Source organism: Rhizobium sp. 01T444 (genome assembly GCF_056398305.1).
Window position 1 is genome coordinate 65,207 of record NZ_JBFTPD010000022.1, and the last position, 18,884, is coordinate 84,090.

Sequence of the window (18,884 nt, forward strand, 5' to 3'; positions counted from 1 at the left end):
TCGGCCGATTGTCTTTCATCGAAATCGCTGACACCCCTTTTCAGGAGTTCTCAAAATGGCAGCTAAAGAAGTAAAGTTCGGCCGCAGCGCGCGCGAAAAGATGCTGCGCGGCGTCGACGTCCTCGCTGACGCAGTGAAGGTCACGCTCGGTCCGAAGGGCCGTAACGTCGTTATCGACAAGTCCTTCGGCGCTCCGCGCATCACCAAGGACGGTGTTTCTGTCGCCAAGGAAATCGAACTCGAAGACAAGTTCGAAAACATGGGCGCGCAGATGGTCCGCGAAGTTGCTTCGAAGACCAACGACATTGCCGGCGACGGCACCACGACCGCCACGGTTCTCGCACAGGCCATCGTTCGCGAAGGCAACAAGGCTGTTGCAGCCGGCATGAACCCGATGGACCTGAAGCGCGGCATCGACCTCGCCGTTGCTGAAGTCGTCAAGGATCTCCAGGCCAAGGCCAAGAAGATCTCCACGTCGGAAGAAGTTGCCCAGGTCGGCACGATCTCCGCAAACGGCGACAAGCAGGTCGGTCTCGACATTGCTGAAGCCATGCAGAAGGTCGGCAACGAAGGTGTCATCACCGTCGAAGAAGCCAAGACCGCTGAAACCGAGCTCGAAGTCGTCGAAGGCATGCAGTTCGACCGCGGCTACCTGAGCCCGTACTTCGTCACCAAYCCGGAAAAGATGGTTGCTGACCTCGAAGACGCTTTCATCCTSCTGCACGAAAAGAAGCTCTCGAACCTGCAGTCCATGCTCCCGGTTCTCGAAGCTGTCGTTCAGACCGGCAAGCCGCTCCTCATCATCGCTGAAGACGTCGAAGGCGAAGCTCTTGCGACCCTCGTCGTCAACAAGCTGCGCGGCGGCCTGAAGATTGCCGCTGTCAAGGCTCCGGGCTTCGGCGATCGCCGCAAGGCCATGCTGGAAGACATCGCTATCCTCACGGGCGGCACTGTCATCTCCGAAGACCTCGGCATCAAGCTCGAGTCCGTCACCCTCGACATGCTCGGCCGCACCAAGAAGGTCTCGATCTCCAAGGAAAACACCACGATCGTCGACGGCGCYGGCGCCAAGTCCGACATCGAAGGCCGTGTTGCCCAGATCAAGGCCCAGATCGAAGAAACCACCTCTGACTACGACCGCGAAAAGCTGCAGGAACGTCTTGCCAAGCTCGCTGGCGGCGTTGCCGTCATCCGCGTCGGCGGTTCGACGGAAGTCGAAGTGAAGGAAAAGAAGGACCGCATCGACGACGCTCTCAACGCGACGCGCGCTGCTGTCGAAGAGGGTATCGTTCCGGGTGGTGGCACGGCCCTGCTGCGCTGCTCTATCGTTCTTGACGTCAAGGGTGAGAACGACGACCAGAATGCCGGCGTCAACATCATCCGCAAGGCGCTCCAGTCGCTGGTCCGCCAGATCGCCGAAAATGCYGGTGATGAAGGCTCGATCGTTGTCGGCAACATTCTCAAGAGCAATACAGACAACTACGGCTACAACGCCCAGACGTCCGAATATGGCGATATGATCGCCATGGGCATCGTCGACCCGGTCAAGGTCGTTCGTACGGCGCTGCAGAATGCGGCTTCGGTTGCCGGGCTTCTCGTGACCACGGAAGCCATGATCGCCGATATACCCAAGAAAGATTCCGCAGCAGGCGGCATGCCTGACATGGGCGGCATGATGTGAAGAAGTCGTTCCAGAAGCGCGTTCGCTGACACAAGACGTTGGCTGACACAAGGCAAGGGGGCTCCGATTGATCGGGGCCTCCGACGTCCGGTTGGGCCGGTCGTCGTGCGCGGCCGTAGCGCTCCGGCAGATCGCGCCATGGCGCACTGGACCACAGCACCCGAAAGATGCCGTTCGTGGGGAACTCGTGATCGCCGTCTGTGTTGTCGCGCTCGTTGCCTGGTTCGGGACGCTCAAGCCGTTTCCGGGGTAGGGCACATTGCTGAAACCCCAGACGACATGGGTGCAACGCGGCGCTTGCTGACCTTCTCGCTTTCCACACGGAAACCAGTTAAACGGGTGGGAACAACACGTTGCGAGGTTGTAAGCGATGGCTGGAAAAGCAGAATATACCGTGTTCCAGGGACGCGCAGGAGATCACAACGACCTGGCCATGCCGGGTGCGAAGGCGATCGGCGAGGAATTGGAACGCCGAACCGGCATTTCTCCTGCAGTGATCGGCACCCCGGAGCCCGCCGTGAATGGCGGATGGCGCGAAGAGCTCGATGCGGCCCTGCAATCGCTCAGAGAGTTGCAGTCCCGATTTGACGACGTGTTGGCCGCAGGCGCAGTGTCGATCGCTGCCACCAGCCGTTGCGCGGTTTCGCTGGCAACCCTTCCAGCCGTTGCGAAGCACCGTCCCGCGGCCTGCATCGTGTGGTTCGATGCACATGGCGATCTAAATCCACCAGAGGCCAGCCCCACCGGATATCTCGGCGGGCTGGCGCTTGCGGGGCCACTTGGCCTTTGGGATTCCGGTCTCGGTGCGGGTTTAAGCGTTGATCAGGTTGTTCTCGTCGGTCAACGTGACCTCGATCCGTATGAACTGGATCTGATCGCGAAACACGACATTCCGCATATCAAACCAGGAGCCGATCTCGCGACCGACCTTGGGAGAGCGATCGCCGGTCGCTCCGTCTATGTGCATTTCGACTGCGATGTTTTGGAGCCCGGCATCGTGCCGACAGATTACGAATGCGAAGGCGGCTTGTCGCTGGATGATGTGCGAGCCTGCTGCAAGGTTATCGCAGAACACGATTTCGTCGGGATAGAAATTGCCGAGTTCCAGAACTCCTGGAAAGCTGGCGGCCCGCCAGTCTCACCGAGCGCTCTGCTCGATGCCCTGGAGCCGGTTTTGACAAAGAGCTCCCACTAAGCGAATGGCAGCTTAGGTCCTGAATCCGGTCGCCATCCCTGCTGCGTGGCTCATCCTGAAAGCAGACGTGCGAGCGTGGCTCCATGGTAAGAGCCTGATTTCATTTGTTGTTTGAACGGCGTTCCGGCTCTTTTTTTAACATGATCGAGAGGCGACATACGGTCAGCCGCCCCGTCTTAAACGTAAGTTTGGATTACGGGCGCGTGAGGGCGGCTGTAGTTGTTAGGGGCCGCCACCAAAGAGCGCTCGAAAACGGAAACGTCTGGAAACGTGAGGTTCGAGCGCCGGATCCATGCTGGTATGCGACATCCGCGTATTACCGAATGGACAGTGACAGGCTGGTGTCCACGCAACACAGGAGCGCGTCATGTCGCAGTTAGAAACAAAAGCCCGTAGCACGGGTCCGCAACAGACAAATATGTCCTCGCAGAACAGTTCGGCTCCCGGTGGAGCAAAGCCCGGCGAGCTGGTTCCGTCGCGCTATGCGCTTGATATCGGCGACATCGAGGTGATGGTAGTCAGCGATGGGGTTCTGCCGCTGCCAACCGCGATGCTGGGACACAATGCCGAACCGGCCGTCCGTGCCGCCTGGCTGGGCGACATGTTCCTGCCGCCGGACGCTTTCGACTGGTCGCTGAACGTGGTCGTGGTGCGTAGCGGCGCACAGACCATCCTCGTCGATGCGGGGCTCGGGATCGACCCGGACCTGAACCTGCCGCGGGCCGGGCAGTTGATCAAGCGACTGGAGGCCGCGGGCATCGATCTTGGTTCCGTGACCGACGTTGTGCTGACCCACATGCACATGGACCATGTTGGCGGGCTGCTCGTGGAAGGGGTGAAGGAACGGCTGCGTCCGGACCTGCGCATCCATGTGGCCGCCGCCGAGGTCAAATTCTGGGAGGCGCCCGATTTCTCCCACGTCTCCATGCCGCCGGGCTTTCCGGACGCGCTTCGGGCAGCCGCCAAGCGGTTCGCCAAGGAGTACCAAAACCAGCTGCGGCTGTTCGATGAGGAATACGAGGTGGCGCCTGGTGTCGTCGTCTCTCGCACCGGTGGCCACACTCCCGGGCATAGCGTGGTCCGCGTGGCCTCCGGCGGCGACAAGCTGATGTTTGCCGGCGACGCCGTGTTTGCGGTCGGGTTCGAACATCCCGACTGGTTCAACGGTTTCGAACACGACCCCGAAGAGGCGGTCCGCGTTCGTATCCGGCTTCTGCGTGAGCTCGCGGCGACCGGCGAACTGTTGGTGGCCACGCATCTGCCGTTCCCCTCCATCGGCCATGTGGCGGTCGACGGCGAAGCCTTTCGCTGGGTGCCGATCTTCTGGGATTATTGACGGGGTTGTGTCACGCCGCACCAGGCTGAGCGTGGCTCATATCCGTCTCAATCAGCGAGGCCCGGCGAATGCCTGGGCCTCGTTTCATTTTGGCGGCCGTATGCCGCTGGAGCCGCTTCCGGGGCAGGAGCGCTCGCCTGGCAAGATCTCACTTTGCCGGCTCGAAGCAAAGTATGCCGGCGACCCTTGCCTTGGTGCCGGAATCGGAGGGGTGGGAGACGCCGTCCATGACCTGCACCTCCGGAAAGTCGAAGGGGCTGATACCCTCGATGCAGGCGACATTGATGCCGAACTGGTTCGGATTCGAGCGGCGCTGGTGATGGGTATAGATGCCGCAGGTCTTGCAGAAATAATGCTTCGCCGTGCGGGTATTGAATTGATAGAGCGTCAGATTGTCTTCGCCCTCTACGAACTCGATATCCGCAAGCTCAGCCGAGACGGCGATTGCGCCGCGCATGCGGCAGTAGGAGCAGGTGCAGCGGCGGATCGTATTGAATTCGTCCGCCAACCGGAGCCGGAATTTGACGCGGCCGCAGTGGCAGGCCGCATTATGCTCATGTCTCTCGTCGCTCATAATCCGCCTGTCTCTCTCAATGAAATCTCAAACTAGGCCCAGCGCTCGCAGAAGGCTTCGATATCGCTGGACTGAAAATCGGCGAGCCGTTCCATGATGGTCTCGAATGGCCAGTCCCACCAGGCGATCGCGGCAAGTTTTTCCGCAACGTTTCGCGAGAAGCGCTCGCGCAGGAACCTGGCGGGAACGCCGCCGACGATCGTATAGGGCGCAACGTCCTTGGTCACCACCGCGCCTGCCGCGAGCACGGCGCCGTCTCCAACCGTCACACCCGGAAGCACGATGACGCCATGGCCGATCCAGACGTCATTGCCGATGATGGCGCGGTCCGCCTTTCGTTCGGCGAAGAAGGAGTGATCGCGCGCGGCGTCTGCGGAGTAATATTCCGGGCAGTAGGTGAAGCGATGCATCGACGGGCGGTCCATCGGGTGATTGGGCGCGCCGATCCTGACTTCCGCGGCGATGGCGCAGAATTTCCCGATCGATGCATCGCCGACGATGCAGCGCTGCCCTAGATAGGAATAATCCCCGAGTTCGACCGTGTGCAGGGAAGTATTCTCCAGGATCTCGCAGCATTTGCCGACGCTGGAATCCCTCAGGCTTGCCGTCGGGTGGATGACAGTCTCGGCGATCTTGGGGCGGTTCGGCTGGGTGGTCGAGTCCATGGGCAGTCTCCGGATTTCGGTCTGCCTAATCGGGAACGGTGAAGGATATGTGACGCAAGAACGCCGCGATGATCGGGGCAGGTTTGGCAGTGCGCCTCAAAGCTCGGTCTGCTTCTGGCCCACAGGTGTTGGAGCGCCGCGATACGCCATGCCAAAGGTGGTTGTTCATCGGTCCCCTTTGCGACAAAACTCTATGAATTTGGCAAAATCCGCGCATATTCATCCAACGGTATGATACGCCGCCGGAGCAATCACTGCTGTGGATCGAAAGCTCGCAGCCATCCTTTCCGCCGATGTTGCCGGTTTCAGCCGCCTTACGGCGCTGGACGAGGAGGGCACGGTTCGTGCTCTCAACGCGTGCCTAAGCCAGATCGCCGAAATAGTGGGCGAGCATGATGGCCGCATCTTCGGCACTGCGGGTGACGGGTTTGTCGCCGAGTTCGCAAGCGCTGTTCAGGCTATCAGGTGCTCGGTCGAAATCCAGCGACGCCTCTCGAGCAATCCAAAAGACATCCCCGGGGATCGCCGCCTGGAGTTCCGTATCGGCGTCAATCTGGGTGACGTCATTGTGTCGGGTGACGATCTGCTGGGCGACGGCGTCAATATCGCTGCGCGCCTGCAGGAGATGGCGCCGCCGGCAGGCATATGCATTTCCGGGTCGGTACGCGAGCATCTCTATGGCAAGGTGCCGTTCACGCTGACGAGCCTTGGCGAACGCTCTATGAAGAATATCCCGAGGCCGATTTCCGTCTTTCGGGTCGACTGGCTGCAGGAGGCGGCTGAAAGCGGGGAGGCCGGGCAAGAGCCAGGGTCAACAAAATCACCATCACCTGCGCCGCGCTTCGGCAGAGACCAGCCGTCGATCGTCGTCATGCCCTTCGACAATCTCAGCGGTCAGGGCGATGAGTATTTCGTTGATGGGTCGTGGAGGAAATCACCGCGGCGCTCTCGCGCGTTCGGGAGTTCTTCGTCATCGCGCGCCAGTCCGCCTTCACCTACAAGGGACGTTTCGTCGACGTGCGTGACCTCGGACGGGAACTCGGCGTCAACTACGTGGTCCAGGGTACGGTTCGGCGGGGAGGAGACCGGCTGCGGATATCCGTGCAGCTGGTCGATACCGAGACGCGCATGCAGTTCTGGTCAGAGCGTTATGAGGGCGCGGCCGAAGACATATTCGAGCTTCAGGACAGGATCGCGGCTCAGGTGACCGGCGCCATCCATCCGGCCATCCAGAGTGCCGAAACCGAGCTGTCGAAGCGCAAGCCGCCCAGCAGCCTGCGCGCCTATGATCTTGTCATGCGCGCCTACCCGTATCTCTGGGGCCAGAGCAAGGCGACGAACGAGCGGGCAATACCGCTGCTTCTGGATGCCATCGCGATCGACCCTGCTTACGGCCGCGCCCACGCATTTCTGGCATGGTGCTACGCCCAGCACCTCGGCTACATCTGGACCGAGGAACCGGAGCGAGATCTGGAGCGGGCTTTAAAATCTGTCGAAGCCGCAGTGGGCTCCATCGATGATGATCCGACCGCGCTGACCGCCGTCGGCGGGGCACTCAGCCATTGCGGCGATCAGGAGCGGGCGGCCGCCTATCTTGAACGGGCGCTGGCGCTCGACCCGAACAATGCCTGGGCATGGGCGCGCTATGGCTGGGTTGCAAGCTACAAGGGCGAGACTGGCGCGACGGAGCGGTTCGAACGGGCGCTGACGCTGAGCCCTGCGGATCCGCTTGCGTTCAACATGCGCATGGGCATGGCCCTGTCGCTGGCCATGGCAGGCTCCCTTTCGCAAGCCGTCGCTATTGCCCGGGAGGTCGTCAACAAACATCCCGATGTGACCTGGTGCTACCGGATGATGGCGGCCTGGGCGGCGATGAGCGGCGACGTGAAGACGGCCCGGTGGGCTGCGGGCAAGCTCATGGAGATCGAGCCGCATTTTACGATCGAGCGCTATTTGTCGAGGCCTGTGTTTCAGGGGGTGCCGCAATGGGCGGCCCAGACCGCCGAGGGTTTGCGGCAGGCGGGCTTGCCTGAGCGCTGAGGGCGTTTTCGATCTTGAAAACCGATGGGATGGGAGCGGACTTCGCGCCTCGTCCACGATCCGCCGGAAGCGACATCGTGTCCCTAGGCGTCGCTTGTTTCGATCATTGCCAGTGATACGGAATGACTTATGTTCGTCGCTGTATTTTCTTCAGGAAGCGGGAATGTTTCATGTGCCGCGCATTGCTCCGCCTGCCATTTGCCGCCTTCCTTTTTTTTCTCGGCTGGGCGGCCGCTCATGCCGATGAAGTCCTGACTTACAAGTGGCAGGGCGTGGACCGCACCGCAATCCTGCATATTCCCAAGGGAGCGGAAGGACAGCCCGCACCGCTTGTCGTCGTGATGTACGGGTCAGACGACAAGGCCGTGAATTTCCAGAAAAACAGCGGATTTGATGCTGTCGCTGACAGCAGGAACTTCGTCACTCTTTATCCGGAAGCGATCGACGGTGCCTGGAATATCAAATCCAGGAGACCCGTCATCAATGGCGAGCCGGTCGATGACATCGGCTTTTTCCGCACCATGATCGACGATCTGGTGAGCCGGAAGATTGCCGACGGCACAAGGGTCTATGCCACGGGCTTCTCGTTCGGCGCGCTGATGACCTATACGCTGGCCTGCGCGCTTCCGGACAGGATATCAGCGATTGCTCCCGTCGCCAGCGCGATAAATGAAGCGCAGGTCGAAGACTGCAAGCCCGGCCACGCCATGCCGGTCATGATGGTGAACGGCACTGATGATGACGTGCAGCGCTACGATGGTTATATCCGCTCATTCGGTAGGCTGCTTTCCGTTCCGGAGACAACGGAATATTGGCGCCGGATCGATGGGTGCACCGGGGAAAATGCCACGGCGCTGCCGCATCTCGACCCGCATGACCTGACCCGCGCCAGTCTGGTCCAATGGTCCGGATGCCGGGCCGATACGGGAGTTCAGTTGTATCGCGTCGAAAACGGCGGCCATTGCTGGCCCCGTCTCGCCAAGTCCGATACCAGCTCCGGTCATGATGATCCGGTAGATGGACCTCGTTTCGGGGGATGCAGCGGCGATATCGAGACAGCGGTTGAGGTGTGGAACTTCTTCAGGGAGTTTCACCGTTGATGATCGAGACATTCACCACGGGTTCTCGTGCTCATCAGCACCAGCGGCACTGCGATCGCGTAGAGGGCGATCACCGAGAGCCAGATGCCGCCCGGCCAGTTCTGTCGCGTCACGAAATAGAGGGATGAAAAGCCGAGCGGCGCGATGATGGAGGCGAGGGAGACGGTGGAGGCGAGCACGCCCTGCAGCTCGCCTTGGCGGTCGGGCTCGACCGTGCGGGTGGCGAGCGCCTGGAAGGCGGGATTGCCGATGCCGACGAGGGTGAAGACCGGCATGATGGCGAAGATCATCCAGCCCTGGTTGGCTAGTGCCATCACGAGGAGGGCGATCGCGGCGGCGGCGATGCCTGTCATGACCGACCAGCGCTCGCCGAGCAGGCGGGTTGCCGGCCCCGGCAGGAAGGCTTGGCAGAGGGTCTGGCAGATGCCGAAGGCGCCGAGCGACAGGCCGATCCAGAATCCGTTCCAGCCGAAAGTGTCAAAGCCCCAGAGCGCCCAGCAGGTGCCGTAGGATTCGCCGGCGGCGCTGAAGACGAAATAGACCAGCACGATGGGCAGCAGCCCTTTCATCGAGACGATCCATTTCAGCGGCCGCAGCGGGTTCAGCGTGGCGAGATCGATCTTCTGGCGAGACGGTGTGTGGGATTCTGGCAGGACAAAGAGGGCAAGCAGCAGATTGCAGGCGTTGAGTACGGCGGCGGCGATGAAGGGCAGGCGCAGCCAGTAATCGCCGAGCAACCCGCCAAGGACCGGGCCGATGATGAAGCCGGCGCCGAACATGGCGTTGAACAGGCCGAAGCGGCGTGTGCGCTGATCGGCAGGCGAAATATCGGTGATATAGGCCGAGGCGACCGACATATTGGCGCTGGTGAGGCCGGCGATGGCGCGGCCGATCAGCAGCAGAGTGAGGGATGGCGCAAAGGCCATGATGGCGTAATTGATCGCGGCACCGGCAAGCGAGATCAGCAGCACGGGGCGCCGGCCGATCGTGTCGCTGAGCGCGCCGAGCACGGGGGCGAAGACGAACTGCATGGCGGCATAGAGCGCCGTCATGAGGCCGACATAGAAGGCGATGTCCTGCGTCTGGGTCACGTCCTGAAGAAGGTGGGGCAGGATGGGGAAGATCAGCCCAATGCCGACGGCATCGAGGCAGATGGCGGTGAAGATGACGACGAGCGGTTTGTTCATGCCAGATTTGTTCATGGGGGAGCTCATGGAGAAATGACGAGTTTGCCGGTGACACGGCCGGCGGCGCTGACGATCTGTGCTTCGGCCGTCTTCTCCAGCGGAAAGGCTTGCTCGATGCGCAGGCGGAAAAGACCCTTGGAATAGAGCCGGGCCACATCGGCCAGCACCCGCTCCGGCTCTTTCGGCGGGCCGTGCGAGAATTTCGCGCCGTACTCCTCGGCCGAGAAATCGGCGACGGAGAGAACGTGGGCGGGATCGCCTGTGATCGCGATCAGTTCGGGGATGATACCGGAGCCGGCGACGTCGATTGCCGCGTCGATGCTATCGGGCGCAAGCTGCCGCACCCGCTCAGCGAGGCCGGGCCCGTAGGTCGTCGGGATGGCGCCGAGTTCCCTGAGGTAATCGTGTTTCTGCGGGCTGGCGGTGCCGATGACGGTGATGCCCCTGATGCGGGCAAGCTGGAGGATGGCGGAGCCGATGCCGCCTGCGGCACCGCTGACCAGCAACGTCTCTCCGGCTTTGACGCAGAGTTCGTCGAGGCTGCGCCATGCCGTCTCCGATATGACGGGGAGGGCGCCGGCTATCTCGAAGGGCAGGTCATCCGGCTTGTGGACCCAGTGCGTGAGGACGGCATGTTCGGCCATCGTGCCGTTGCCATAACCGAAGACGGCATCGCCGACATAGGTATTGGAGACATCGGGGCCGACCTCGTCGACGATGCCGGAGGCTTCGACGCCGAGGGCTGCGGGAAAGTGCACCTCCTCGAAGGCACGATATTGCCCTTCGCGGCGCTTCCAGTCGGACGGGTTGACGCCGGCGGCGCGCACCGCGATCCGCACTTCGCGGGGGCCGGGATGCGGTGCCTCGATCTCGACGAATTCGAGGACTTCGGGGCCGCCATAGCGGCTGAATTGAATAGCTTTCAAGTGTTTGTCCTTTCGGGGCGGCGGATGCAGGGCACAGCTATTCCGTTCGCGGTCACGAGCACGGCCGCGCGCTTCCAGGGGGACAGGTTTAACGGATTTATGCTGTACTTCATCCAAATGTGTACTGAGTACAGTAATAGGATCTCGGACACTCGCTGTCAAGATTGATGTACTCAGTACATAAATCCTGCTATTGGGAGCGCCATGCCGAAGCCATCAGATAAAACACCCTCAGCCCCTTCAGATGTGGAAGTCTCGGATTCGGGGCCGCTGGACCGGCGATCCCGCAAGCGCCTCGCCACGCGCCGCGCCATCTCGCTTGCCGCCGACCGGTTGTTTTTCGAGCGCGGTTTCGAGAATGTGACGGTCGATGAGATCGCTGCCGCTGCCGATGTCGGGCGGATGACCGTGTTCAACCACTTCCCCCGCAAGGAGGACATGTTCTTCGACCGCGACGAGGAGGCGCGCGAGACCCTGCGCGAAGCGCTGCGGCAGCGCGACGGCAGTGTTTCACCCATCGAGACCTTGCGCCTGCTCGCGCATCAACTCGTCAGGCAGCAGACGCCTTATCTGTTATTTTCCACGGCGAGCCAGGGCTTTATCGAGACAGTGGAGAACAGCGAAACGCTGAAGGCGAGGGCGCGGGCGATCCGCGACGAGATCGCTCGGGAATTGGCGGTGGCGCTCGCCGAATCCGTCGGCCAAGACCCCGCTGATACGACCGCCAAGCTCGCGGCCGCCATGCTGTTGGCGAGTTGGAGCGTCGCTTTCATCGAGGCGCACCGGACTTTTCGGCAGGGGCGGGATACGGTGAAGGCGAAGGCTGTCTTTCTCGCGCTCGTCGATCAGGGGAGTGCAGGTGTAAAGGCGGCCATGGCGGGCACGGCTTACGCCTGATTCTGCTGGAATAAAAATGGGTGCTCCACGTCTGCGGGGGAGCGTCCTTGTCCTGTGAGCTCGGCTCAACCGACGTCGATACCAAGCGCAAGTCTGTTTTCAGGTGAAGCCGCCGCATCAAGGTCTTGACCGGTCGCGTCAGAAATTTTCGACACTACCTTGTATAAACAGATAGCTTGTTATATCTAATCTTTAAAGCAGAGGTATCCATGAGCGACTCGATCCAAGTTCAATTGCGGAAAGGCGCCCTCGACCTATGCGTACTGGCCGTGCTTTCACGCGGCGAGAGCTATGGCTACGAAATCGCCAGCACACTGGTCGATGCCGTCGGCATGGGGGAAGGCACGATCTATCCGCTGATGCGCCGGATGCAGAATGACGGCCTGGTGGCCACCCGTATCGTCGAGTCGAGCAGCGGGCCGCCGCGCAAATATTACCGGCTGACGCCACTCGGCCAGACGATATTCGAAGCTCATCGCCGTGACTGGCGCTCCTTCGCTGACGCAGTCGATAAACTTCTCGAGGATTTGCCATGACGAGGGATGCCTTCTTACGCACGCTGAGACTGGGACTTGCCGGTCTGCCGCCTCAGGAGATCGAAGAGATCGTCGGCGACTACGCCGCCCATTTTGCCGAATCCAATGCCTCTGGCCGCAGCGATGAGGAGGTCGCGGCTGCGTTGGGCGATCCGGCCAGAACTGCCAGGGAATTGCGCGCCGACGCCGGACTGCGCCGTTTCGAAGCGCAGTGGAGCCTGTCGAACCTTGCGGGGGCCGCGATGGCGCTCGCCGGCCTTGCGATCGTCGACATTCTTTTCCTGCTGCCGTTGCTGATCGTCACCATTGCGGTTGCGACCGGCCTTGCAATCGGGCTGGCAGTCATCGGCGCAGTCGGTGTGAAGATCATCTTCACCACATTGCTGTTCCAGTTCGGTGAACCAGTGACGGCAGTCGTCGCGCGCCTGTTTATCGGCGCCGGGCTTTTGAGCTGCCTGCTGGGTGGCGGTGCGTTGCTGCTGATGGGACTGGGCGCGGGCATACGCGTGCTTGGCCACTATGCCCGGCTACACTTCCGCCTGGCTCAGGTGGATCAGGGCCGCGTTTGAATTCATCACAGTGTGTGAGGGAACTGGACAATGATCGGAAAATTGGCATTCGTCGCCACGGCGGGAACGATTGGTGCAGCCGTCTTTTTGGCGCTGGGTATCGGGCTTTCCGGCCGGGATTGGACCGATGCAAGGCAATTGTGGAATGCGACGCAGTCCACCTGCGGATCGACCGCCTCTATCAGGCAGAAGATTATTTTACCGCTTGCCGCCGGCGACGGTTTGACGATCGATTTGCCAGCTTCAGTGCGCTATCAGCCCGGAGATACGGCGGAAGCTGTCGTGAGCGGCGATCCAACGCTTCTCGACCATGTGCGGCTGGAAGGCGGCAGGCTGAGCCTGGATTGTGATCCGGGCTGGTTTGCGTCCGGGCTCGATGTCAGCGTCTCCGGACCGGCGATCACCGACTGGAAATTGCTCGGCAGCGGCGACCTGACCTTATCGCAGATCAATCAGCCTCAACTGCGGCTGAGCATCCGCGGAAGCGGCAGCGTTGCCGCGACTGGAACGGCCGATACGGTCGGCGTGGATATTTCCGGTTCGGGAGCGGCGCGGCTGAAGGATCTGACCGCCAAGTCCGCACAGATCCTGATCCGCGGCAGTGGCGACGCGCAAATGACTGCAAAGGCGAATGCGGACATCTCGATATTCGGAAGTGGCGATGTCGAGCTGTCCGGTAACCCAGCCATTCGACGTTCGGAGATAAGAGGCAGCGGCCGCATCGTGCAAGCGCCGTGACAGGCGTGGCCTGATGGTGCGGCCCTCCCGCCCATCGGCCGGAATCAAAAGGGCGCTCGACCCTTGCGGGGAGCGCCCTTGTCCTGTGAACTCGAACGCGGCTCGACGAACGTCAATACCAAGCGCAAGTCCGTTTTCAGGTGAAGCCGGGATATGATACGTGGCGAGGCGGATTGCAAGGGGCGGGATTCAGATTCTTCGATATTTTGCGTCTGATCGCACCCGCGCAGGTCTCGGGCTCATGGCCAGAGCCGCTCGCGCAGCCAGCCGGGCTTTTCCCGCCGGTATAAGAGCCGGTGATGCAGCCGGTCTTCGGCGCCCTGCCAGAATTCGACCTCATGCGGCATGACGATAAAGAGCTGCCAGTTCGGTGCGACGATATCGGGATCGGCGTGGACGCGTTTGGCCTGTTCGTCGATCGCGGCGTCGAGTTCCCGGCGCGATGGCAGCGGCTGGCTCTGCCGGCCGGCGAGTGCCGCGGCCCTGGCGCTGAGCGAGCGGGCGCGGAAATCGGCGGATCGCTCCTGCTCGCCCGCGGGAAAGGCGATACCGCGCAGCCGCACCTGCCGGCCGAGCGCCGGCCAGTAGAAGGTCAGCGCAACGTAGGGGTTGACGGCGATCTGCCGGCCCTTTGGGCCATTGTCTGATGTGGCGAAATGCCAGCCCCTGGCGTCGAGATTCTTGAGGATGAGAACGCGGGCGTCGGGTGCGCCATTTTCGTCTGTTGTCGAGAGCACCATGGCATGCGGCTCGCGGACACCTGATACGATGGCATCGCGCAGCCATGACGAGAAGAGGTCGCGCGGATCGTCTGGTGTGGCATCCGCATCGAATGGGGGGTAGGGGCCGGCGAGTGAGACCAGCTCGCGCAATTCATCCTTCATGGCATCACCTCTCGGGGTCCTTGCGGGAACGGCCCGGCCGGCGGACGCGGCTCCTGCCGAGCCGGCCGCGTCATCGCGCTGTTGTTCCCTGATGGAAATCATCGTTTCTCTGGCGTGGATGAAACACGATCAGGCGCAGCATGGAAACCGATATGATCGAACACTCAATGTTCAGAAAATGCACATTGCAGTCGCTCAGCCGCAGCACTTGGCGGCGCTGCTCGGGCCGCAGCAGGAGCTCGATTGGCTTTGTTCGGCGAGCCATCGGTCGCGCGGCTTGCAGCTCGCCGGCCGCGGTGCAAGCTCGACATGGACGGCGCCGGCGCGAAGCGTCGGCATTGCCGCGCAATAGAGCTGCATCGGCTGAACGCCGTCGCTGACTTCGAATGTCAGCTTGGCCGAATCATCAAGCTTCACATGCTCGGTGACCTTGCGGATGATCGCATGGAATTTGCCTGATGGCATATGGGTGCGATCGTCCTCTTCGATATCCCAAAGCTGAATGAAGATCTCGCTCCAGGCTTCCGGATTGGCTCCGCAGTCCAGCGCCTGGAACTGCCCGGCCTTGACTTCGGTGACATGATAGCCGGGCTTCACCGGGCGGCCGTCATAGTAAAAAACCAGCGGTGAATCCTTGGCGCCGGAGAGGATGCTCATGAGTTCGCCGAGGGTGATATCGTCCTTCTGCATTTTGCTGTTGTCGATCGCGTTCATCTGCGTTATTCCTCGCTTCAATTATTCAAGGATTGTTGAAATATGGATCAACGTCAAGCCCTGATCGCATTCGGCGCATTGTCGCAGGAGACGCGACTGCACATCATCCGCATGCTTGTCGTCGCCGGCCCTGACGGCATGGCGGCCGGCGCAATTGCGGAGAAGCTCGAGGTGTCGCCGTCGAACGTATCCTTCCATCTGAAGGAACTGGAACGCTCCGGCCTGATCGCGCAGCAGCGCGAATCCCGTTCGATCATCTACACGGCGAATTACGATGCGCTCGGCGGCCTTATCCGCTTCCTGATGGAGGACTGCTGCTCCGGTCATCCGGAAATCTGTGCGCCGGCAGCGGAGGTCGCGGCCTGCTGCACCCCTTAAATGGAGGAGAAACTGCAATGACTACAGACCGCGTCTACAATGTGCTCTTTCTCTGCACGGGCAATTCTGCCCGTTCGGTCCTGGCCGAATCCATCCTGAATACGGAAGGCAAAGGCCGCTTTAGGGCTTATTCGGCCGGCAGCCAGCCGAAGGGTGCGGTCAATCCGCATGCCCTGAAGGAGCTTGAAGCGCTGGGTTATCCTGCAACGGGCTTTCGCTCGAAAAGCTGGGATGAATTCGCCGAAGCGGGTGCGCCGGAGATGGATTTCATTTTCACGGTCTGCGACAGCGCCGCCGGCGAGGCTTGCCCGGTGTGGATCGGCCATCCGATGACCGCCCATTGGGGCGTCGAGGATCCGGCCGCGGTCGAAGGCAATGAAGTTGAAATAGGTCGTGCCTTCGCCCAGGCCGCCCGCTTCCTCAAGAACCGCATCATGTCCTTCATCAGCCTGCCAATCGCCTCGATCGACAAGCTGGCGCTGGAAACGCACCTGCGCCAGATCGGCTCGATGGAAGGCGCCAGCATCAAGCAGCCCCAGGTAAGCTGATGGGGTTCGATTTGAACCAGCAGGCCGTCGAAGGCCACGACGACAGCCTTCGCGCGGCGCTCGCAGGCGCCGGGCTTCCGGTCGACGACCTCACAGATGCCGGCCGAAGCTTCTACCGATTTTCGCGCGACGGTGAGACGGTCGGCTTCGGCGGACTGGAACTCTATGGCGAGGCCGCGCTCCTGCGGTCCATTGTCGTGCTGTCCGATCAGCAAGGCTTTGGCTTCGGCCATGCGATCACCCTTGGCCTGCTTGATGCGGCCCATAGGAAGGGTGCCGCAGCCGCCTATCTGCTGACGGAATCAGCCGCCCCTTTCTTTCAATCGCTCGGCTTTCGTCCGATCGCCCGGGATGAAGCGCCGACCGCCATCCTGACGACGCGCCAGGCCGCAAGCCTGTGCCCGGCATCCGCCGCCCTGATGGTCCGGAGCCTGCCGGAATGAGTGCGGTATTTCCTCTGTCGCGGCGGTTGGTCGCCGAAGCGCTCGGCACCATGCTGCTCGTGGCAACCGTTGTCGGCTCGGGGATCATGGCCGATAGCCTGACGGACGATACGGCACTTGCGCTGCTCGGCAATACGTTGGCAACGGGGGCAATGCTCGTCGTGCTGATCACCATCCTCGGCCCGATCTCCGGCGCGCATTTCAACCCAGTCGTCTCGATGGTCTTCGCGCTCCGGCGTGAACTGCCAGCCTCGTCGCTTCCGGCCTATATCATCGCCCAGATCGCCGGCGGCATTGCCGGCACGATGCTTGCGCATGGCATGTTCGCACTGCCCTTGCTGCAGGCGTCGGAAACCGTACGATCAGGGGGGGCGCAATGGCTCTCCGAAGCTACGGCAACCTTCGGCCTCGTCTTCGTCATCCTCGCCGGCATCAGGTTTCGCGCCGATGCCGTGGCATGGTTGGTCGGCCTCTATATCACCGCTGCCTATTGGTTCACCGCGTCCACCTCCTTTGCCAACCCGGCAGTCGCAATCGCCCGATCGCTGACGCACACGTTTTCCGGCATCCGCCCGATCGATCTGCCGGGCTTCATGGTCGCCGAAGTCCTCGGCGCATTGCTGGCGCTGATGCTCGCGGGATGGCTGCTGATGGATGCCCGCAATCCTGAAACCCTCACCAAGACGGAATCCGCCTCATGACTATTGATGTTACGATCTATCACAACCCGGAATGCGGCACCTCGCGCAACACGCTGGCGATGATCCGCAATGCGGGCATCGAACCATCAGTCATCGAATATCTGCAAAACCCGCCGTCGCGCGAACAGCTAATCAAGATGATTGCGGATGCCGGTTTGAGCGTCCGCGGTGCGATCCGCGAAAAGGGCACACCCTATGCCGAGCTTGGCCTCGACAATCCCGATCTGACGGACGAGCAACTGCTGGACGCGATGCTCAAGGATCCGATCCTGATCAATCGCCCCTTTGTCATCACGCCGCTCGGCACGCGCCTCGCGCGGCCTTCGGAAGTGGTGCTGGACATTCTGCCGGACACGCATAAAGGCCCGTTCACGAAGGAAGACGGCGAGCAGGTTCTCGATGCTGATGGTAAGCGCCTTGTCTGAGCGCGTGCCGGTCTCTGCCATTATCGCACTCGGCATTACCCAGATCATCGGCTACGGCACCCTCTATTACAGTTTCAGCATTCTTGCTTCCGATATGGCTGCTACGTTCGGCTGGTCGAACGAATGGATTTTCGGGGCGCTTTCAGTTGCACTTTTGACCGGCGGCGTGACGGCACCGTGGCTCGGCGTGCTGATCGACAGGATCGGGGCAGGGCGGGTGATGACATCGGGCTCGGCGGTTGCTGCGCTCGCGCTCGTTGCCTGCGCCTATGCGCCCGGCAAGGCTTCCTATGTCGCGGCCCTTATCGCCATCGAGGTTGCCGCCAATTTCGTGCAATATGGGGCTGCCTTCGCGCTGCTCGTACAACTGCGGCCGCGGGTCGCCTCGCGCAGCATCACTTATCTGACGCTGATTGCCGGTTTCGCCTCGACGATCTTCTGGCCGATCACCACGGCGCTGCATGCCGCCCTTTCATGGCAGAACGTATATCTGGTCTTTGCCGCCCTCAACATGGCCGTCTGCGTACCCCTTCATGCGTGGCTTTCGCGCGGTGCGGCCGAGCGGCTGGCAACGGCATCAACAGCTGCGCCGCACGTGGAAGGCATTCTGCCGCCGGCGCGCCGCCGCCTTGGATTCGGCCTGATGGTCACGGGCTTTTCGCTGATGTCGCTCGTCGGTTCGGCGATGCTGGTGCATATGGTGCCGCTCTTGTCAGGGCTCGGGCTTGGCGGCATCGCGGCGCTGGTGGGCACCTTGTTCGGCCCCTCGCAGGTCGGCAGCCGGCTGATCAACATGATCTTCGGCAAGGGGCTTCCGGCGCTCTCGCTGGCGCTGATTTCGGCAGTGCTGATCCCCGGCAGCGTGCTGGTGCTTCTGCTGACGGCACCTTCAGTGGCGGGGGCAATGCTCTTTGCCGTCATCTTCGGCATGGGCAACGGCCTGCTCAGCATCGTCACCGGCACGCTGCCGCTGCAGCTTTTCGGCAGTGATGGCTACGGCAAGCTGCAGGGCAAGATGATGGCGGCGCGGCTGATCCTTTCCGCACTTGCTCCCTTCGTCCTGGCCTTCGGCATGGCAAATATCGGCATTGCGCCATCGCTCGGCATCACTGCTGCCCTCGGAGGGCTCTCCATTATTGCCTTTCTTCTCATCGCAGCAGCGCGGTAGCGGTATCTGCCGAACACCACCTCTTTGTGATCACGGCAGTCGCAATCCTCCCATTATGCTTTGGCATGCCACTCCATGCCCTGCTATTGTCCGTCGTCGATGCGTTGACCCTGACATGTAGATCAGGGCTGAGAACGATGCTCCATATCTTTGTTTTTCACGCAATTCCGGACGCAAAA

20 protein-coding genes and 1 pseudogene are annotated in these 18,884 nt (G+C 61.6%); 15 read left to right on the top strand and 6 right to left on the bottom strand.

Going from position 1 to position 18,884, the window contains the following annotated elements:
• The first annotated feature begins 55 nt into the window (after window positions 1-55).
• The 3 genes from groL to AC1DTN_RS25565 all read left to right on the top strand — a co-directional run bounded on the left by groL (window position 56) and on the right by AC1DTN_RS25565 (window position 4,212).
• Complete coding sequence (gene groL, locus AC1DTN_RS25555) at window positions 56-1,681, top strand: chaperonin GroEL (RefSeq protein ID WP_477923152.1); 1,626 nt, start codon at window positions 56-58, stop codon at window positions 1,679-1,681.
• A gap of 370 nt (window positions 1,682-2,051) precedes the next feature.
• The gene (locus AC1DTN_RS25560) at window positions 2,052-2,876 is read left to right on the top strand and encodes an arginase family protein (RefSeq protein ID WP_477923153.1); all 825 of its coding nucleotides are present in this window, start codon (window positions 2,052-2,054) and stop codon (window positions 2,874-2,876) included.
• Between the two features lie 418 nt (window positions 2,877-3,294).
• Window positions 3,295-4,212 (top strand): MBL fold metallo-hydrolase, encoded by a 918-nt coding sequence (locus tag AC1DTN_RS25565; RefSeq protein ID WP_442207731.1) that lies wholly within the window; start codon window positions 3,295-3,297, stop codon window positions 4,210-4,212.
• A 148-nt stretch (window positions 4,213-4,360) separates the two neighbouring features.
• Here the strand turns inward: AC1DTN_RS25565 and AC1DTN_RS25570 are convergent, their stop codons facing one another.
• Window positions 4,361-4,786: a GFA family protein gene (locus tag AC1DTN_RS25570; protein WP_477923156.1), complete on the bottom strand. Its 426-nt coding sequence runs from the start codon at window positions 4,784-4,786 to the stop codon at window positions 4,361-4,363.
• A 32-nt stretch (window positions 4,787-4,818) separates the two neighbouring features.
• The gene (locus AC1DTN_RS25575) at window positions 4,819-5,451 is read right to left on the bottom strand and encodes a DapH/DapD/GlmU-related protein (protein WP_113323954.1); all 633 of its coding nucleotides are present in this window, start codon (window positions 5,449-5,451) and stop codon (window positions 4,819-4,821) included.
• Window positions 5,452-5,710: 259 nt separating this feature from the next.
• On the opposite strand from AC1DTN_RS25575, the pseudogene AC1DTN_RS25580 reads away from it, so the two are divergent.
• Window positions 5,711-7,491, top strand: a pseudogene (locus tag AC1DTN_RS25580) (adenylate/guanylate cyclase domain-containing protein).
• A 170-nt stretch (window positions 7,492-7,661) separates the two neighbouring features.
• Window positions 7,662-8,591: a CE1 family esterase gene (locus AC1DTN_RS25585; RefSeq protein WP_477923159.1), complete on the top strand. Its 930-nt coding sequence runs from the start codon at window positions 7,662-7,664 to the stop codon at window positions 8,589-8,591.
• Here the strand turns inward: AC1DTN_RS25585 and AC1DTN_RS25590 are convergent.
• Entirely contained in the window at window positions 8,582-9,778 is a 1,197-nt protein-coding gene (locus AC1DTN_RS25590; protein ID WP_477923211.1) for a TCR/Tet family MFS transporter, read from the bottom strand. The genes AC1DTN_RS25585 and AC1DTN_RS25590 overlap by 10 nt on opposite strands.
• A gap of 23 nt (window positions 9,779-9,801) precedes the next feature.
• Window positions 9,802-10,704: an NADP-dependent oxidoreductase gene (locus AC1DTN_RS25595; RefSeq protein WP_477923160.1), complete on the bottom strand. Its 903-nt coding sequence runs from the start codon at window positions 10,702-10,704 to the stop codon at window positions 9,802-9,804.
• Between the two features lie 204 nt (window positions 10,705-10,908).
• Between AC1DTN_RS25595 and AC1DTN_RS25600 the strand changes: the two genes are divergently transcribed.
• The 4 genes from AC1DTN_RS25600 (at window position 10,909) to AC1DTN_RS25615 (ending at window position 13,444) form a co-directional block, all read left to right on the top strand.
• On the top strand, window positions 10,909-11,601 hold the full coding sequence (locus AC1DTN_RS25600; RefSeq protein ID WP_439015689.1) for a TetR/AcrR family transcriptional regulator: 693 nt from the start codon (window positions 10,909-10,911) through the stop codon (window positions 11,599-11,601).
• A 209-nt stretch (window positions 11,602-11,810) separates the two neighbouring features.
• On the top strand, window positions 11,811-12,137 hold the full coding sequence (locus AC1DTN_RS25605; RefSeq protein WP_477923163.1) for a PadR family transcriptional regulator: 327 nt from the start codon (window positions 11,811-11,813) through the stop codon (window positions 12,135-12,137).
• Window positions 12,134-12,706 carry a DUF1700 domain-containing protein gene (locus AC1DTN_RS25610; RefSeq protein WP_439015688.1) on the top strand — a complete coding sequence of 191 codons (573 nt, stop codon included), beginning with the start codon at window positions 12,134-12,136 and terminating at the stop codon, window positions 12,704-12,706. Before AC1DTN_RS25605 ends, AC1DTN_RS25610 begins: the two co-directional genes overlap by 4 nt.
• Before the next feature lie 30 nt (window positions 12,707-12,736).
• Complete coding sequence (locus AC1DTN_RS25615; RefSeq protein WP_477923164.1) at window positions 12,737-13,444, top strand: GIN domain-containing protein; 708 nt, start codon at window positions 12,737-12,739, stop codon at window positions 13,442-13,444.
• A gap of 239 nt (window positions 13,445-13,683) precedes the next feature.
• Here AC1DTN_RS25615 and AC1DTN_RS25620 read toward each other — a convergent pair whose 3' ends face one another.
• Window positions 13,684-14,328, bottom strand: a complete 645-nt coding sequence (locus AC1DTN_RS25620) for a pyridoxine/pyridoxamine 5'-phosphate oxidase (protein ID WP_439015686.1) — start codon at window positions 14,326-14,328, stop codon at window positions 13,684-13,686.
• Window positions 14,329-14,523: 195 nt separating this feature from the next.
• Entirely contained in the window at window positions 14,524-15,042 is a 519-nt protein-coding gene (locus tag AC1DTN_RS25625; protein ID WP_439015685.1) for a DUF6428 family protein, read from the bottom strand.
• Between the two features lie 42 nt (window positions 15,043-15,084).
• Between AC1DTN_RS25625 and AC1DTN_RS25630 the strand changes: the two genes are divergently transcribed.
• Genes AC1DTN_RS25630 through arsK form a run of 6 tightly spaced genes read left to right on the top strand, consistent with a single transcriptional unit; the run spans window position 15,085 to window position 18,705 of the window.
• A complete protein-coding gene (locus AC1DTN_RS25630) occupies window positions 15,085-15,420 on the top strand; it encodes an ArsR/SmtB family transcription factor (protein ID WP_477923167.1) in 336 nt (111 codons plus the stop codon).
• A gap of 17 nt (window positions 15,421-15,437) precedes the next feature.
• Window positions 15,438-15,968, top strand: a complete 531-nt coding sequence (locus AC1DTN_RS25635; RefSeq protein ID WP_477923168.1) for an arsenate reductase ArsC — start codon at window positions 15,438-15,440, stop codon at window positions 15,966-15,968.
• Window positions 15,968-16,411: an arsenic resistance N-acetyltransferase ArsN2 gene (gene arsN2 / locus AC1DTN_RS25640; protein WP_477923170.1), complete on the top strand. Its 444-nt coding sequence runs from the start codon at window positions 15,968-15,970 to the stop codon at window positions 16,409-16,411. The genes AC1DTN_RS25635 and arsN2 overlap by 1 nt, the downstream gene beginning before the upstream one ends.
• Window positions 16,408-17,112 (top strand): aquaporin, encoded by a 705-nt coding sequence (locus AC1DTN_RS25645; protein ID WP_477923171.1) that lies wholly within the window; start codon window positions 16,408-16,410, stop codon window positions 17,110-17,112. The genes arsN2 and AC1DTN_RS25645 overlap by 4 nt, the downstream gene beginning before the upstream one ends.
• Window positions 17,109-17,537 carry an arsenate reductase (glutaredoxin) gene (gene arsC / locus AC1DTN_RS25650; RefSeq protein WP_477923172.1) on the top strand — a complete coding sequence of 143 codons (429 nt, stop codon included), beginning with the start codon at window positions 17,109-17,111 and terminating at the stop codon, window positions 17,535-17,537. The genes AC1DTN_RS25645 and arsC overlap by 4 nt, the downstream gene beginning before the upstream one ends.
• Window positions 17,512-18,705 (top strand): arsenite efflux MFS transporter ArsK, encoded by a 1,194-nt coding sequence (arsK, locus tag AC1DTN_RS25655; RefSeq protein ID WP_477923174.1) that lies wholly within the window; start codon window positions 17,512-17,514, stop codon window positions 18,703-18,705. Before arsC ends, arsK begins: the two co-directional genes overlap by 26 nt.
• Window positions 18,706-18,884 lie beyond the last annotated feature (179 nt).

Coding starts and splice junctions, on each gene's coding strand:
- AC1DTN_RS25570 (WP_477923156.1), bottom strand. CDS start 4,786: ATGAGCGACGAGAGACATGAGCATAATGCGGCCTGCCACTGCGGCCGC.
- AC1DTN_RS25615 (WP_477923164.1), top strand. CDS start 12,737: ATGATCGGAAAATTGGCATTCGTCGCCACGGCGGGAACGATTGGTGCA.
- AC1DTN_RS25630 (WP_477923167.1), top strand. CDS start 15,085: ATGGATCAACGTCAAGCCCTGATCGCATTCGGCGCATTGTCGCAGGAG.
- AC1DTN_RS25600 (WP_439015689.1), top strand. CDS start 10,909: ATGCCGAAGCCATCAGATAAAACACCCTCAGCCCCTTCAGATGTGGAA.
- AC1DTN_RS25645 (WP_477923171.1), top strand. CDS start 16,408: ATGAGTGCGGTATTTCCTCTGTCGCGGCGGTTGGTCGCCGAAGCGCTC.
- AC1DTN_RS25605 (WP_477923163.1), top strand. CDS start 11,811: ATGAGCGACTCGATCCAAGTTCAATTGCGGAAAGGCGCCCTCGACCTA.
- AC1DTN_RS25625 (WP_439015685.1), bottom strand. CDS start 15,042: ATGAACGCGATCGACAACAGCAAAATGCAGAAGGACGATATCACCCTC.
- AC1DTN_RS25575 (WP_113323954.1), bottom strand. CDS start 5,451: ATGGACTCGACCACCCAGCCGAACCGCCCCAAGATCGCCGAGACTGTC.
- AC1DTN_RS25590 (WP_477923211.1), bottom strand. CDS start 9,778: ATGAACAAACCGCTCGTCGTCATCTTCACCGCCATCTGCCTCGATGCC.
- AC1DTN_RS25620 (WP_439015686.1), bottom strand. CDS start 14,328: ATGAAGGATGAATTGCGCGAGCTGGTCTCACTCGCCGGCCCCTACCCC.
- arsC (WP_477923172.1), top strand. CDS start 17,109: ATGACTATTGATGTTACGATCTATCACAACCCGGAATGCGGCACCTCG.
- AC1DTN_RS25585 (WP_477923159.1), top strand. CDS start 7,662: ATGTGCCGCGCATTGCTCCGCCTGCCATTTGCCGCCTTCCTTTTTTTT.
- AC1DTN_RS25565 (WP_442207731.1), top strand. CDS start 3,295: ATGTCCTCGCAGAACAGTTCGGCTCCCGGTGGAGCAAAGCCCGGCGAG.
- arsK (WP_477923174.1), top strand. CDS start 17,512: ATGCTGATGGTAAGCGCCTTGTCTGAGCGCGTGCCGGTCTCTGCCATT.
- AC1DTN_RS25610 (WP_439015688.1), top strand. CDS start 12,134: ATGACGAGGGATGCCTTCTTACGCACGCTGAGACTGGGACTTGCCGGT.
- AC1DTN_RS25560 (WP_477923153.1), top strand. CDS start 2,052: ATGGCTGGAAAAGCAGAATATACCGTGTTCCAGGGACGCGCAGGAGAT.
- arsN2 (WP_477923170.1), top strand. CDS start 15,968: ATGGGGTTCGATTTGAACCAGCAGGCCGTCGAAGGCCACGACGACAGC.
- AC1DTN_RS25635 (WP_477923168.1), top strand. CDS start 15,438: ATGACTACAGACCGCGTCTACAATGTGCTCTTTCTCTGCACGGGCAAT.